We start from the raw sequence: 16431 nt of genomic DNA, 5'->3' as shown, positions 1-16431 counted from the left end.
AAAAGGAGATTTTATTTTGGAAAAAGACTTTTTTGATGTATTTCCCAACTTAAAAGTGAAAAAAGAATTGGAGGAATTGCTGGAAATGGTCACTGTGACCAGAGTTTCCTGTAATCCCTCCAAAACTCATATCTGGGTTTATATAAAAAGTGAACGGTGGATCCACAAGAAACATATTTTTGAATTGGAGGACCAGATTGAAAGGCAGCTTTTCTCAGGACTTGAACTGCGAGTGACTGTTATTGAAAAATTCCGGTTGTCCAGACAGTATACCCCGGAGAACTTTCTGGAAACTTATCGTTCCAGTATGGAACTGGAACTGCGCAGCTATAACATGCTTGAGTACAATATGTTCAAACAGGCACAGATTACTTTTCCGGGAGAGAATGATTTGCGTATGATACTTCCGGATTCTGTAATCGCCAGGGAGAAAAGTGAAATTCTGGTGGAATATCTCCACAAGGTTTTTTGCGAGAGATGTGGCATGGATCTGAAGGTGGAACTGGATTTTGTGGAGACACAGGAGAGCAGATACAGGAAAAATGCAGCTGCCCAGATTGCACAGGAGGTAGATAATGTTATCCGCCATGCAAAACTGAACAGCAGCAAAGAAGAGGACGGACAGAAGCCGGCAGAAGAGGTAAAGACGGCGAAGACGGAAAACAAAGACAAAAAAGAAGACAAGACATCTGTAAAACAGGAGAAAAAACCGTCCTTTGGAGAGCGGAAAGACAAAAAAGGAGATTTCCGCGGCGGTTTCCGCAGGGACAGCAATCCGGATGTTATTTATGGAAGAGACTTTGAAGGAGAGCCCATTACCTTGGAATCTATTACCGGTGAGATGGGTGAAGTTATTGTACGCGGACAGGTTATGGATGTGGAAGCAAGGGAGATCCGTAATGAGAAAACAATCCTGATCTTTCCGATTACAGACTTTACAGACAGTATTGTAGTAAAAATGTTCCTCAGAAACGAGCAGGTGCCTGAGGTTACAGAGCATGTAAAGAAGGGAGCTTTTTTAAAGCTCCGCGGTGTTACTACAATTGACCGTTTTGACAGTGAACTGACCATCGGTTCCATTGCGGGAATTAAGAAGATTGCCAATTTTACCACTGCCAGGGTGGATACCAGCCCTCAAAAGCGAGTGGAGCTTCATTGTCATACCAAAATGAGTGATATGGATGGAGTCACAGAGGCCAAGGCTCTGGTAAAGCGTGCCTATGAATGGGGGCACAAGGCAATTGCCATTACAGATCATGGCGTAGTTCAGGCTTTTCCGGAGGCAAACCACTGCTTTGATGCATGGGGCGGTTGTGTGCCCAAGGATTCGGATTTTAAAGTTCTTTATGGTATGGAGGCTTACCTGGTAGATGATTTAAAGGGTATGGTTACAAATGGTAAAGGACAAAGCCTGGATGGGAAATTTGTGGTATTTGATATTGAAACCACAGGCTTTTCCTCTCTGACCTGTCATATCATCGAAATTGGAGCAGTGCTTGTAGAGAATGGCCAGATCACAGAGCGTTTTTCTACTTTTGTAAATCCCAGGGTTCCCATTCCTTTTCGGATTGAACAGCTGACCAGTATTAATGACAGTATGGTAATGGACGCCCCTCCCATCGAGGAGGTTCTGCCCAGATTCCTGGAATTCTGCAAGGGTGCGGTAATGGTTGCCCACAATGCAGACTTTGATATGGGATTTATTATGAAAAACTGTGACAGACTGGGGCTTTCTCATGATTTTACCTATGTGGATACTGTAGGTATGGCCAGATTTCTGCTTCCTGCATTGAACCGTTTTAAGCTGGATACAGTAGCGAAAGCAGTAGGTGTTTCCCTGGAGAATCATCACAGGGCAGTGGATGATGCGGCGTGCACTGCGGAGATCTTTGTGAAATTTGTGCAGATGCTGGCAGAACGTGATATCGTAGATGTGGATGAATTAAATAAGCAGGGAGCAGTTTCAACGGATACTGTCAGAAAACTGCCTACTTATCATGCTATTATTTTTATGCGGAATGAACCGGGACGCATTAACCTGTACAAGCTTGTCAGCCAGTCTCATCTGAAATACTATCACAGAAGACCACGAGTACCAAAGAGCGTGCTGGAAAAATATAGAGAAGGACTTTTGGTAGGAAGTGCCTGTGAAGCAGGGGAGCTGTATCAGGCCCTTCTTAGGAATGCACCTGAGGCAGAAATCGCCAGATTGGTGAATTTTTATGATTATCTGGAAATCCAGCCAATAGGAAACAATAAGTTCATGCTTGCAGATGAAAAGCATGATATGATAAATTCAGAGGAGGATCTCCGGGAGATCAACCGCCGGATCGTGAAGCTTGGAGAACAGTTTAAAAAGCCGGTGGTAGCTACCTGTGATGTACATTTTATGGATCCTCAGGATGAGGTTTACCGCCGGATCATTATGGCCGGTAATGGATTTTCAGATGCGGATGAGCAGGCGCCTCTGTATCTGCGTACTACGGAGGAAATGCTGGATGAGTTTTCCTATCTGGGCAGCGAAAAGGCTGAGGAAGTGGTGATCACAAATCCAGGTAAGATCGCAGATATGATCGAAAAAATTTCACCGATCCATCCGGACAAATTTCCACCAGTTATTGAAAATTCGGATCAGGATCTGAAGAATATCTGCTTTACCAAGGCTCATGAAATGTACGGCGATCCTCTTCCAAAGATTGTAGAGGACCGTCTGGATAAAGAACTGCATTCCATTATTTCCAATGGCTATGCGGTAATGTATATTATTGCCCAGAAGCTGGTATGGAAGTCTAATGAAGATGGATATCTGGTAGGCTCCCGAGGCTCTGTAGGTTCCTCTCTGGCAGCGACTATGTCAGGAATTACAGAGGTTAATCCTCTGCCGCCCCACTATTTGTGCCCTAATCCTGACTGTAAATACAGTGATTTTGATTCTCCTGAGGTCAGAAAGTATTCCGGAATGGCAGGTTGTGATATGCCGGATAAGATATGCCCTAAATGTGGAACCAAAATGAAGAAAGAGGGATTTGATATTCCTTTCGAGACATTCCTGGGATTCAAGGGAGATAAGGAACCGGATATTGACCTTAACTTTTCCGGAGAATATCAGGCGAATGCTCACAGATATACGGAGGTTATTTTCGGAAAGGGCCAGACCTTCAAGGCAGGTACCATTGGTACACTTGCCGAGAAAACTGCCTTTGGTTATGTGAAAAATTATTATGAAGAACGAGGAGTACATAAGCGTTACTGTGAGATTAACCGTATTGTCCAGGGCTGCACCGGTGTGCGAAGGACTACCGGACAGCATCCGGGAGGAATTATCGTACTTCCTATGGGAGAAGAGATTGAGAAATTTACTCCGGTTCAGCATCCGGCCAATGATGTGAACAGTGATATTATCACAACACATTTTGATTATCATTCTATTGACGGAAACCTGCTGAAGCTTGATATACTCGGGCATGATGATCCTACCATGATCCGTATGCTGGAAGATCTGACAGGCATCAGTGCCAGGGATATTCCACTGGATCAGAAGGATGTGATGTCACTGTTTGCCAGCACGAAGGCACTTCACATTGAGCCTGAGGATATAGGGGGATGTAAGCTTGGCTGTCTGGGAATTCCGGAGTTTGGTACAGATTTTGCCATGCAGATGCTTATAGATACTAAGCCGAAATATTTCTCTGATCTGGTTCGTATTGCGGGGCTTTCCCATGGTACTGATGTATGGCTGGGAAATGCCCAGGTACTGATCCAGGAAGGAAAAGCAACGATTTCCACTGCGATCTGTACACGTGATGATATTATGATCTATCTGATCGGTAAGGGAGTGGAGAGTGGTCTGGCCTTTACCATTATGGAGAGTGTCCGTAAGGGCAAGGGTCTTCGTGAGGAGTGGATCACGACTATGAAGGAGCATGATGTGCCGGACTGGTATATCTGGTCCTGTAAGCTGATCAAGTATATGTTCCCCAAGGCTCATGCAGCAGCCTATGTTATGATGGCATATCGTATTGCCTGGTATAAGGTATTTCAGCCATTGGCCTATTATGCGGCTTATTTCAGTATTCGTGCCACTGCCTTTTCTTACGAACTGATGTGTATGGGAAAAGAACGTCTGGAATATTATATGGCAGAGATACGCAAAAAAGGAGATGCTGCCTCAAAGAAAGATCAGGATACTTTAAAAGATATGCGTATTGTACAGGAAATGTATGCCAGAGGGATTGAGTTTGTTCCTATTGATATTTATACTGCCAAGGCCCAGCGGTTCCAGATTGTAGACGGAAAACTGATGCCAGCACTGGCCACCATTGATGGTCTGGGAGGTAAGGCGGCAGATGCAGTGGTGGATGCTGCCAAACAGGGCAGATTTTTGTCAAAGGATGATTTTCGTGACAGGACCAAAGTTAGTAAAACTGTAATTGATCTGATGGATGACCTGAAATTGTTCGGCGATATTCCTCAGTCCAATCAGATGTCATTGTTTGATTTCACCAACTGATCTGTACAAGTGTCAGATTGGACATATCATAAGAGACAGGAAAACAAGGAGATGGATATGCGAAAAGAAGAATTAAGATATTTACAGAGACTGGCTGAGCTTTATCCTACAATAGGAAAAGCTTCTACGGAAATCATCAACCTGCAGTCGATTCTGAATCTGCCTAAGGGTACGGAACATTTTCTGTCAGACCTGCACGGAGAATATGAGGCATTTTCCCATGTCCTCAGGAATGGCTCAGGAGCAGTGCGTAAAAAGATTGATGATGTGTTTGGACATACTCTCAGCAACAGTGACAAGCGGGCTCTTGCTACTCTGATCTATTATCCCAAGGATAAAATTGATGTGATTAAAAATGAAGAAGAGGATATGGAAAACTGGTATAAGATTACCCTTTACCGTCTGATCGAGGTGTGTAAGACAACTGCCTCCAAATATACCAGATCCAAGGTACGCAAGGCTTTGCCGGCAGATTATGCCTATGTGATCGAGGAGCTGATCACAGAGAAAGCAGAAGTACTGGATAAAGAAGCTTATTATGATGCGATCGTAAATACCATTATTCAGATTGGAAGGGCAGAAAATTTTATTATTGCCCTGGCAGAATTGATCCAGAGGCTGGTTGTGGATCATCTGCACATTCTGGGGGATATTTATGACAGAGGTCCGGCACCTCATTTTATTATGGACAGACTGATGGAATATCATTCCCTGGATATCCAGTGGGGAAACCATGATGTAGTGTGGATGGGTGCGGCGGCAGGACAGCAGGCATGTATTGCCACTGTTTTAAGAAACAGTATCCGATATGGTAATCTGGATATTCTGGAGGATGGATATGGAATTAATATGCTGCCTCTGGCCACTTTTGCCATGGAAGTTTACGGAGAAGATTCCTGTGAGATTTTTTCCATAAAAGGAAATTCTGATTATAATATTCTGGAAAAAGAATTGGGCAAAAAAATGCATAAGGCCATTGCTGTGATCCAGTTTAAATTAGAAGGAAAGCTTGTGCGTAAGCACAGGGAATTCCAGATGGAAGACAGGGCATTACTGCACAGGATCGATCCGAAAAAGGGAACGATCGTCATGCCGGATGGAAAGGAATATCCACTGCGGGATACGAACTTTCCTACTGTAGACTGGAACCATCCTTATGAGCTTACTGAAGGAGAAAGGGAGGTTATGGATAAACTTTCCTCAGCTTTTCGTAATTGTGAAAAGCTTCAGAGACATATCCTTTTTCTTCTTGATAAAGGGGGACTTTATAAAGCATATAACGGGAATCTGCTTTTTCATGGAAGCATTCCTCTCAATGAGGATGGAACCTTCCGTGAAGTACAGATCTATGGGAAAAGCTATAAGGGTAAGGAACTTTATGATATTCTGGAAGCCTATGTGCGCAGAGCGTATTATGCGGTAGATAAAGAGGAACAGAAAAAAGGCAGAGATATTATGTGGTATATCTGGGCAGCACCTAATTCTCCTTTGTTTGGAAAAAGCAAAATGAGTACTTTTGAAAGGTATTTTATTGAAGATCCTGCTACTCATGAGGAGAAGAAAAATGCATACTACAGACTCTGGGAGAAAGAGGAAATCGTGGACCAGATGCTTCTTGAGTTTGGACTGGATCCGGAAAAGGGACATATTATTAATGGACATGTTCCTGTTCATCAGAGTGAAGGTGAGAGCCCTGTGAAATGTAATGGCAAGGTAATTGTGATTGATGGTGGTTTTTGTAAGGCCTATCGGAAGGTTACGGGAATTGCAGGATATACTTTGATCTATAATTCCTATGGACTGACTCTCTGTGCCCATGAGCCCTTTACATCTAAGGCAGATGCTATTGCAAAGGAAACAGATATTGCTTCAAACCGTGTTGCAGTCCGTTATACACCGAGACGTCTGCTGGTTGGAGATACAGATACCGGATATGCCCTGAAGGAAAGAATCCAGGAACTGATCCAGCTTCTGGAAGCTTACAGAAAAGGTATCATTAAGGAAAAAAGTAAGTAATAGATGAAGCGGTTTGAAAATATCCGCTATATAAAAGGAGACGGATAATTTGTCGGAAACGAAACATAACAGGAGAAACAGAAGAGGCAGAAAAAAAAGAATACTGACCAGACTTCTTATTGTATTGATTATTATATTCCTGCTTGTAGGTCTGGCAGGAATCCTTATGGCCAGACAGAAACAGGCTATGGAAAAACAGCAGAAAAAAGATGAGGCCATAGCAGCACTGGCCAGTATTCCTACAGTGACACCCACCCCGGCTGCGACACCAACTCCTACGCCTACACCGATTCCTACAGTAACTCCCACACCTGTTATTACCAGGGCACCTGCTTTTAATCCTGAGGATTATATGGGAGTCTGGAAAAGCGAAAACGGAAGGGTTACCATACAGATCACAGAGCTTACAGAGAAAACCATTACCTTTACTTATACACAGACCAACAAAAAAGGAACTGCTGTGTGTGAGGCAAATGTGAAAAAATCTGTGGCAGGAAATGCGGCAAATTTTTCCTTTAAAGATTCTCTGGGAAATAAAGCAAAGGGTTTCCTGACCTTTGACAACGGCAGGCTATATGCGTATATAAAAACCAGAAAAAAGGCAGAGGGCGCAAAAGTTCATCCGTCAGTGGACGGTATTATGATAAGAAATTAAAATGCAGGAGGAATAGACTGAAAATACAGTCCTTCCTCCTGCATTTATATTTTATTTTGCCATTTTTTTGTTATCTGTACGTCCCACAAGATAGTCCAGGCTGATTTCATAATAGTTGGCAAGGCGAATCAGCATTTCAATGGGAATATTTCTGGAACCGGTCTCATAGTGAGAGTAGGAACGCTGACTGATGTGAAGGATTTCGCTGAGTTCACGCTGGGACATATCAGCATCAGTACGCAAGTCCTGAATACGTTGAAATTTCATATAGAGTTCGCTCCTTTTTTATTATAATGTAAAAAGTATAAATCAGAACAAAATGAACACTTGCAAATTAGAGCAAAATGGGCTATAATAAAAGATAATCTTTTTCTCATTTCTTATTTTCTAAGCAGAGTTTTATCGTTTGACTGCGATTTCATCTGCGTAATTTCCAAAATATATATTTATGTGTGAAACAGCGGGGATTTTTGCGCAAAGAAAGGAGTAAATTTGTTTGCAAGTGTTTTATCTGCTGCAATTCTGGGGATAGAGGTGCGTCCGGTCCAGGTGGAGGCAGATGTAAGTAATGGTCTGCCATCCTTTACAATGGTTGGTTTTCCTTCTGCTCAGGTGAAGGAGGCACAGGACAGAGTGCGGACAGCACTGAAAAATAATGGTTTTCAGTTTCCGCCTAAAAAAATCACAGTAAATCTGGCTCCTGCAGATATGAAGAAAGAAGGAGCCGGATTTGATATGCCGGTGGCTGCTGCTGTGATGGCTGCTTTTGAGATGATAAAGCCTCAGGTATTGGAGGGGGTGATGATGTCCGGTGAAATCAGTCTGAATGGGGAAATCCATGAGGTTTCCGGAATTTTGCCCATGGTTCTCTGTGCCAGAGATCTGGGCTGCAGACTGTGTGTGGTGCCTTATGGAAATTTAAAGGAGGGCAGGCTGATCCGGGATGTTCCGGTAGCCGGAGTGAAGAATCTTCAGGAACTGATGCAGTGCTTAAATGATCCGGAACCCTATATACAGAGAGAAAAGCAGGAGGAACCGGAAGACGGAGGGAAAAGGAATCAACTGGATTTTGCGGACATTGAAGGACAGGAAAGTGCAAAGAGGGCAGCAGAAATTGCAGTGAGTGGATTTCATAATATATTGTTTATAGGACCGCCGGGAACCGGAAAAACTATGCTTGCCAGAAGGCTGCCTACGATTATGCCGGGAATAAGCTTTGAAGAGAAGCTGGAACTTACCAAAATATATAGTATTGCCGGACTCCTGGCCAGAGACCATCCTCTGATCAGCCAGAGACCTTTCCGCAGTCCTCATCATACAAGCACCGCCTATGCGCTGGCCGGTGGGGGACGCAATCCAAGACCCGGTGAGATTACGCTGGCCCACAGGGGTGTGCTGTTTCTGGATGAGATGCCTGAGTTTTCCAGAAGTAGTCTGGAACTTCTCAGGCAGCCGCTGGAGGATAAGGTGATTCATATTGCCAGGGTAAGCGGAACCTACACGTTTCCGGCAGATTTCATGTTGTGCGCAGCCATGAATCCCTGTCCCTGCGGTTACTATCCGGATCTGAACCGTTGTACCTGCACTCCGGGGGCGGTAGCCGGTTATCTGGGAAAGATAAGCCGTCCCCTTCTTGACAGAATTGATATCAGTACAGAAGTACCGCCTATTTCTTTTGAGCAGCTTCATCAGGGAAAAAGAGGAGAAAATTCAGAAGTGATCAGAAGCAGGGTGGAAAGAGTGCAGAAGCTTCAGAAAGAACGTTATAAAGATATGGATATCAAATTCAATGGTCAGCTTCGCAGCAGCCAGATCGACAGATTCTGCCCTGTGACAGACAGCGGTGCCAGACTGCTGGCAAGAGCTTTTGAACGGATTGCATTCAGTGCCAGATCCTATCACAGGATTCTGAAGGTTGCCCGGACCATTGCAGATATGGAGGGAGAAGAAAAAATTGCCAGTCATCATATTGGAGAGGCTTTATCCTACAGAGTTTTTGATAAGGAGTCAGTCATAAAATAAGAGATGGGAAGGTATTTATTATATGAAAGAATCTATTTCTGAAAATATCAGATGCATTACAAAGGATGATCCGGAATACCCTGTAAAAATGAAACAGTATCCATCTATGCCTAATAAACTTTATGCAAAGGGCAGACTGCCTCTGGCAGAAAAGCCGGCAGTGGCTGTGATTGGTGCAAGAATGTGCAGTCCATATGGCAGAATTCAGGCATTCCGGTATGCGAAAGTATTAAGTGAAGCAGGCATTCAGATTATAAGCGGAATGGCCCTGGGAATTGATTCAGAGGGGCACAAGGGTGCACTGGAGGGGAAAATGCCTACCTTTGCAGTACTTGGAAGCGGAGTGGATGTCTGCTATCCCAGGGCAAATCGAAAGCTTTATGAGAGAATTCTCTGGGAAGGGGGCGGAGTGATCAGCGAGTGCCCTCCTGGGACACAGCCTATGCCATGGTGCTTTCCGGCCAGAAACCGTATCATCAGTGCACTGGCAGATGCAGTACTCATCGTGGAAGCAAAGGAAAACAGCGGTTCTCTGATCACAGCAGGGTTTGCTTTGGAACAGGGAAAAATGGTGTATGCTATTCCAGGTGCAGTTACAGATGCTTTGAGCAGGGGCTGCCATAAACTAATTTATGATGGAGCCGGAATTGCCTACAGCCCGGAAATTATACTGGAAGAATTGGAAATCTGTACAAAAACTGATATAAAAAGCGATGAAAAAAATGACTTAGGGCTTGCAAGTGATTTGAATATGGTGTATAGTTGTCTCGATTTACGACCAAAAAATGTGGACTATATTGTGCGAAAAACAGGTTTTTCTCCTGGTCAGGTAAGTAATTATCTGATAGAATTAATGCTTCAGGGATTGATTACAGAATGTGGAAAACATTATTATACAAGGACGTAGAGAAGGTAACAATTCGGTTGTCTGTGGGACAACTGATGAAACAGAAAGTTGCTGTAAAATAAACAGTGACAGCAGATAGTATAGATTGTAACTAGGAGAGATAGCATGGCGAAATATCTGGTGATAGTGGAGTCACCTGCAAAAGTAAAAACGATCAAGAAATTTTTGGGTGCAAATTATGATGTGGAGGCTTCCAACGGACATGTGCGTGATTTCCCCAAAAGTCAGTTTGGAATTGATGTAGAACATGATTTCGAACCTAAATATATTACCATTCGCGGAAAAGGAGAGCTTCTTGCCAAATTACGTAAGTCTGCAAAAAAAGCAGATAAGATTTATCTGGCAACTGACCCTGACCGTGAGGGAGAGGCAATCTCCTGGCATCTGATGCAGGCGTTAAAGGAAGATCCGAAAAAAATGCACAGGATTACTTTTAATGAAATCACTAAAACTGCAGTAAAGGCTTCTATCAAACAGGCCAGAGATCTGGATATGGACCTGGTAGATGCACAGCAGGCCAGACGTATGCTGGACCGAATGGTAGGTTATACAATAAGTCCGCTTCTCTGGGCAAAGGTTAAAAGAGGGTTAAGTGCAGGCCGTGTACAGTCTGTGGCTCTCCGTATCATCTGTGACAGAGAAGAGGAAATCAATGCGTTTATTCCTGAAGAGTACTGGAGTCTGGACGGAGAATTTCAGGTGCAAGGTGAGAAAAAACCTCTGCAGGCTAAATTTTATGGTACAGATAAGAAGATGAATATTCATAATAAGCAGGAAATGGATGAACTACTTGCTGCTCTTCAGAATCAGGAATATGAGATTACGGAAGTGAAAAAGGGAGAGAGAACCAAGAATGCACCTCTTCCATTTACCACCAGTACACTGCAGCAGGAAGCTGCCAAGACACTGAACTTTTCTACTCAGAAAACCATGCGTCTTGCTCAGCAATTATATGAAGGTGTTGATATTAAAGGAAGCGGTACAGTAGGTGTGATCTCTTATCTGCGTACAGATTCTACACGAATTTCCGAGGAAGCGGATACTGCGGCAAGAGAATATATCACTGCCCAGTATGGAGAGGATTACGTATCAAAAACAGAGAAGGCTGTTAAGAAGGGACAGAAAATACAGGATGCTCATGAGGCAATCCGTCCTACAGATATCAGCAGGACTCCGGTGCTTCTGAAGGAATCCTTGTCCAGAGACCAGTTCAGGCTTTACCAGCTGATCTGGAGACGATTTGCAGCCAGCCGTATGGCTCCTGCAAAATATGAAACCACCTCTGTCAAAATAGGAGCAGGTGATTATACTTTTACAGTAGCTGCCTCTAAAATTGTCTTTGATGGATTTATGTCGGTTTATACAGACGAAGAAGACCAGAAAAAAGGAAACGTACTGAATCAGAGCCTGGAAAAAGGAATGAAGCTTACTCTGAAGGAATTGAAACCGGAGCAGCATTTCACACAGCCGCCGGCTCATTATACAGAGGCCTCTCTGGTAAAAACCATGGAAGAGCTTGGAATCGGCCGTCCCAGTACCTATGCTCCCACAATTACCACGATCATCAGTCGCCGCTATGTAGCGAAGGAACAGAAAAATTTATATGTTACAGAGCTGGGAGAGGTGGTAAACAGTATTATGAAGCAGGCTTTCCCAAGCATTGTAGATGTGAATTTTACAGCTACCATGGAGGGATTGTTGGACTGTGTGGCAGCAGGGACTGTAAAGTGGAAAACAGTTGTGAGCAACTTCTATCCGGATCTGAAGAGAGATGTGGATGAGGCTGAGAAGGAACTGGAAAAGGTGGAAATTCAGGATGAAGTTACTGATGTGATCTGCGATAATTGCGGCAGGAACATGGTGATCAAATACGGTCCTCACGGACGTTTCCTTGCCTGCCCCGGATTTCCGGAATGTAGAAATACAAAGCCATATTATGAAAAAATCGGTGTTCTCTGTCCGAAATGTGGTAAGGAAGTTGTTCTGAAGAAAACCAAAAAAGGACGAAAATATTATGGATGTGAGAATAATCCGGAATGTGATTTTATGTCCTGGCAGAAGCCGTCCAAAAAGAAATGTCCAAAATGCGGAAGATATATGGTAGAAAAGGGAAATAAGCTTGTCTGCAGCCAGGAAACCTGTGGTTATGTAGAAGAAAAAACACAGGACTGACCGGGGAAAAAGAGAGTGATCTGTAAAAAGGAAAGCTTAGGAAACAGGATTCTGTAAATCAGCAGAATTCTGTTTTTTTGCGCTTTTTAACTTTAATATCAGAAAATCTATACCATCGGGGAAAATGTATTTGTTGAATAATATTTGGAAAAGAAATCTATTTTCAGAAAAGCAAAAATAAAATGAAAAATAGTAAAATTTATCTTGTAATTTTCAATCAAAACGTGTAGTATTAGACTATAAATATATGATTAAACATAACAAAGGCGAAAGGAGGACAATATGAGCGTTCAGTTGCTGGATAAAACAAGAAAGATCAATAAGCTTCTGCACAACAGCAGCTCTAGCAAGGTGGTGTTCAATGATATCTGTCAGGTACTGATGGAGACCTTGAGCTCCAATATTCTGGTACTCAGTAAGAAAGGTAAGGTTCTGGGCGTCAGTTTGTGTCCGGGTGTTGATGAGATTACTGAGCTGATAGAGGATAAGGTCGGTGGATATGTAGATACTTTATTAAATGAGAGATTTCTGGGAGTTTTATCAACGAAAGAGAATGTAAATCTGCAGACACTTGGTTTTGAACATGTGTCAAACAGCTATCAGGGGATTATTAATCCTATTGATATTGCAGGTGAGCGTCTGGGAACTGTATTTATGTATCGATTTGACAGACCTTATGATATTGAGGATATCATTGTCAGTGAGTACGGTACCACGGTCGTAGGACTGGAGATGATGCGTGCAGTTCATGAGGAGAACGCAGAGGAAGACAGAAAACAGCAGGTTGTGAAATCTGCATTTAATACCTTGTCCTTCTCAGAACTGGAGGCGATTATCCATATCTTTGATGAGCTTGACGGAGATGAGGGAATCCTGGTAGCCAGTAAGATTGCTGACCGAGTGGGAATTACAAGGTCTGTGATCGTTAATGCTCTCAGAAAATTTGAAAGTGCAGGTGTGATCGAATCCAGATCCTCAGGTATGAAGGGAACCTATATAAAAGTTCTCAATGAGGTGATCTTTGATGAGCTGGAGGAGATCAAGGCTCAGAGAAACAAGAAAGGCTGATGGCATCAGATAAGCCGGAAGAGAACAAATGTTAAATTTTAAGACTGCCTTTTATCCTTAAACAATATGGGATAGAAGGCAGTCTTTATCATTGTACATCAGTTATATTGTCGCAAATCTGGCAGGCGATTTCTACCATTTGGATAAAATAATTTGGAAATTAAGAAAAAGAAAGAAAAAGCGAGTATAAATTAGAAAAAAAGAGTATATATTAAATTATACAATACTCAGTGAAGTTGCTAATTTTACTTGTTTTAAATATTATATGGACAGTGATTAGCACTCGAGGTAAATGAGTGCTAGCAGAAATCGGCAGAATCTGACAAGGTGCCGAGACAGTTACCGGATATTTTGCAATAACAAAAAAGGTACGGTAACAGGAATGTTTTAGTTGGAGAATAAAGGAGGACATAGATCATGACATTAGTACCTTTAGGTGACAGAGTTGTATTAAAACAGGTTGAAGCAGAAGAGACAACAAAATCCGGAATCGTTCTTCCGGGACAGGCACAGGAGAAACCACAGCAGGCAGAAGTTGTAGCTGTAGGACCTGGCGGAGTTGTTGATGGCAAAGAAGTGAAAATGGAAGTAGCTGTAGGTGATAAGGTTATCTACTCCAAATATTCAGGAACAGAAGTAAAAATGGATGGAACAGAGTATATCATTGTAAAACAGAATGATATTCTTGCAATTGTTAAATAATCAGAGTTTAAACAGGAGGTCATATTATCATGGCAAAAGAAATTAAATTCGGCGCAGAAGCCAGAGCAGCTCTTGAAGCTGGTGTAAATAAATTAGCTGATACAGTAAGAGTAACATTAGGACCGAAAGGAAGAAATGTAGTTCTTGACAAACCATACGGTGCTCCGCTTATCACAAACGACGGTGTTACAATCGCAAAAGAAATTGAACTGGAAGACGGATTTGAAAACATGGGCGCACAGCTGATCAAAGAAGTTGCTTCCAAGACAAACGATGTAGCAGGAGATGGTACAACAACAGCTACAGTTCTTGCACAGGCTATGGTTCATGAAGGAATGAGAAACCTGGCAGCAGGCGCTAACCCGATTATCCTGAGAAAAGGTATGAAGAAAGCTACTGATACAGCAGTAGAAGCAATCAAAAATATGAGCCAGACAATCAGCGGCAAGAAACAGATCGCAAACGTTGCATCTATTTCTGCAAGCGATGAGACAGTTGGACAGCTAGTAGCAGACGCTATGGAAAAAGTTTCCAAAGATGGCGTTATTACAGTTGAAGAATCCAAGACAATGCACACAGAACTTGACCTTGTAGAAGGTATGCAGTTCGACCGTGGATATGTTTCCGCATATATGTCAACAGATATGGAAAAAATGGAAGCAAATCTGGACGATCCATACATCTTGATCACAGACAAGAAGATTAGCAATATTCAGGAAATCCTTCCATTACTGGAACAGATCGTAAAAGTTGGTGCTAAACTTCTCATCATCGCTGAAGATGTAGAGGGTGAAGCACTTACAACTCTTATCGTAAACAAATTAAGAGGAACATTCCAGGTAGTAGCTGTCAAAGCTCCTGGATATGGCGACAGAAGAAAAGAAATGCTTCAGGATATCGCAATCCTTACAGGCGGTCAGGTAATCTCCGAAGAAGTTGGTCTGGAACTGAAAGATGCAACTATGGAGCAGTTAGGACGTGCGAAATCTGTTAAAGTTGCAAAAGAAAACACAGTTATCGTTGACGGTATGGGCGACAAAGAAGCAATCGCAAACCGTGTTGCACAGATCCGTGGACAGATTGAAGAGACAAAATCTGAATTTGATAAAGAAAAATTACAGGAAAGACTTGCAAAACTGGCTGGCGGCGTAGCTGTTATCCGTGTTGGTGCTTCCACTGAGACAGAAATGAAAGAAGCTAAGCTTCGTCTGGAAGATGCTCTTGCAGCTACAAGAGCAGCAGTAGAAGAAGGTATCATTGCAGGTGGCGGATCTGCTTACATCCATGCATCCAAAGAAGTTGCGAAACTTGCAGCTACTCTGGAAGGTGATGAAAAGACAGGTGCAAACATTATCCTGAAAGCTCTGGAAGCTCCTCTGTTCCGCATTGCAGCAAATGCAGGACTGGAAGGATCTGTAATCATTAATAAAGTAAGAGAATCTGAACCAGGAATCGGTTTCGATGCTCTTAATGAGAAATATGTAGATATGGTAGGCGAAGGTATCCTTGACCCTGCAAAGGTTACAAGAAGTGCCCTTCAGAACGCTACAAGTGTTGCGTCTACCTTACTGACAACAGAATCTGCTGTTGCAATTATTAAAGAAGACACACCGGCACCGGCTGCTAACCCGGGAATGGGAATGATGTAATCCATAAAGAACGTGGTCTAAACAATATAAACCACAGTAAAGGGAATCATCGTCATAGACGTTGGTTCCCTTTTGTGGTATAATGCCTAATAAAATAATCCGGAAGACCGGAAAAATAAGAAAAGGAGTGATAAAGGATGAGTGATCTATATTCAGAATTATTGGTAAAACGGGAGCGCACAATCAAAGACAGCATTATAAAGTATGGCTTGATTGTGTTGACAGTAATTGCAGTAATTGCCAGTCTGATTAGCACCCCCTTGATATGGATTGCAGCTATTGCACTGGGAATTGCATGCTATTTTGTAATCCCGAAGACAGATGTGGAGTATGAATATCTGTTTGTGAACGGAGAGTTTGACATTGATATGGTTATGGCAAAGTCAAAGAGAAAGAGGGTAAAAAGCTTCAATCTTTCTGAGGCAGACCTGGTGGCACCGTTAAATTCCCACAGAATGGACTATTATAATGGGAACCAGAACATGAAAGTTCTTGACTATTCATCAGGAAATCCACAGCACAAACGTTTTGGTGTGATCACCAGGCTGGACAATGCTACATGTAAGATTATTCTGGAGCCGGATGAGGCTCTTGCCCAGGCAATGAAAAAAACTGCACCAAGCAAAGTATTTTTGGATTGACACGCTAACTAATTTTTGTTACACTTGATAAAAATAAAGGGCCAGTTACTGGTTCCTTATTTTTATTTTCTATTTAGGAAGGTCCTTTC

General features: G+C 42.7%; 11 protein-coding genes. 10 read left to right on the top strand and 1 reads right to left on the bottom strand.

The window, feature by feature from the left end; genetic code table 11:
- The first annotated feature begins 16 nt into the window (after positions 1 to 16).
- From ACTNDS_RS08090 to ACTNDS_RS08080, 3 genes are read left to right on the top strand one after another with little or no spacing between them, the layout of a single operon-like run.
- The gene (locus ACTNDS_RS08090) at positions 17 to 4510 is read left to right on the top strand and encodes a PolC-type DNA polymerase III (RefSeq protein ID WP_441034918.1); all 4494 of its coding nucleotides are present in this window, start codon (positions 17 to 19) and stop codon (positions 4508 to 4510) included.
- Positions 4511 to 4567: 57 nt separating this feature from the next.
- The gene (locus ACTNDS_RS08085) at positions 4568 to 6526 is read left to right on the top strand and encodes a fructose-1,6-bisphosphatase (protein ID WP_441034969.1); all 1959 of its coding nucleotides are present in this window, start codon (positions 4568 to 4570) and stop codon (positions 6524 to 6526) included.
- 49 nt (positions 6527 to 6575) lie between these two features.
- Positions 6576 to 7181 (top strand): hypothetical protein, encoded by a 606-nt coding sequence (locus tag ACTNDS_RS08080; protein WP_441034916.1) that lies wholly within the window; start codon positions 6576 to 6578, stop codon positions 7179 to 7181.
- 51 nt (positions 7182 to 7232) lie between these two features.
- On the opposite strand, the gene ACTNDS_RS08075 is transcribed toward ACTNDS_RS08080, so the two are convergent.
- Positions 7233 to 7448 (bottom strand): helix-turn-helix domain-containing protein, encoded by a 216-nt coding sequence (locus ACTNDS_RS08075; RefSeq protein ID WP_019160965.1) that lies wholly within the window; start codon positions 7446 to 7448, stop codon positions 7233 to 7235.
- Positions 7449 to 7673: 225 nt separating this feature from the next.
- Here ACTNDS_RS08075 and ACTNDS_RS08070 point away from each other — a divergent pair, with 225 nt between their 5' ends.
- The 7 genes from ACTNDS_RS08070 to ACTNDS_RS08040 all read left to right on the top strand — a co-directional run bounded on the left by ACTNDS_RS08070 (position 7674) and on the right by ACTNDS_RS08040 (position 16342).
- On the top strand, positions 7674 to 9203 hold the full coding sequence (locus tag ACTNDS_RS08070) for a YifB family Mg chelatase-like AAA ATPase (RefSeq protein ID WP_441034914.1): 1530 nt from the start codon (positions 7674 to 7676) through the stop codon (positions 9201 to 9203).
- Between the two features lie 22 nt (positions 9204 to 9225).
- Positions 9226 to 10110 (top strand): DNA-processing protein DprA, encoded by an 885-nt coding sequence (dprA, locus tag ACTNDS_RS08065; protein WP_441034912.1) that lies wholly within the window; start codon positions 9226 to 9228, stop codon positions 10108 to 10110.
- Between the two features lie 105 nt (positions 10111 to 10215).
- Positions 10216 to 12282: a type I DNA topoisomerase gene (gene topA / locus ACTNDS_RS08060; RefSeq protein WP_441034910.1), complete on the top strand. Its 2067-nt coding sequence runs from the start codon at positions 10216 to 10218 to the stop codon at positions 12280 to 12282.
- A gap of 282 nt (positions 12283 to 12564) precedes the next feature.
- Positions 12565 to 13350, top strand: a complete 786-nt coding sequence (gene codY, locus ACTNDS_RS08055) for a GTP-sensing pleiotropic transcriptional regulator CodY (RefSeq protein WP_019160969.1) — start codon at positions 12565 to 12567, stop codon at positions 13348 to 13350.
- A gap of 417 nt (positions 13351 to 13767) precedes the next feature.
- Positions 13768 to 14052, top strand: a complete 285-nt coding sequence (gene groES / locus ACTNDS_RS08050) for a co-chaperone GroES (protein WP_008705701.1) — start codon at positions 13768 to 13770, stop codon at positions 14050 to 14052.
- Between the two features lie 29 nt (positions 14053 to 14081).
- The gene (groL, locus tag ACTNDS_RS08045; protein WP_441034907.1) at positions 14082 to 15701 is read left to right on the top strand and encodes a chaperonin GroEL; all 1620 of its coding nucleotides are present in this window, start codon (positions 14082 to 14084) and stop codon (positions 15699 to 15701) included.
- Positions 15702 to 15838: 137 nt separating this feature from the next.
- Positions 15839 to 16342, top strand: coding sequence for a DUF6106 family protein (locus ACTNDS_RS08040; RefSeq protein ID WP_441034905.1), 504 nt, complete (start codon positions 15839 to 15841; stop codon positions 16340 to 16342).
- The last annotated feature ends 89 nt before the right edge of the window (positions 16343 to 16431 follow it).

It is taken from the genome of Blautia sp. HCP3S3_C12 (assembly GCF_052064155.1).
Classification (GTDB): domain Bacteria; phylum Bacillota; class Clostridia; order Lachnospirales; family Lachnospiraceae; genus Blautia_A.
The sequence above is the reverse complement of the archived record's forward strand: the minus strand, read 5'-3'. Positions and strand labels throughout refer to the sequence as shown.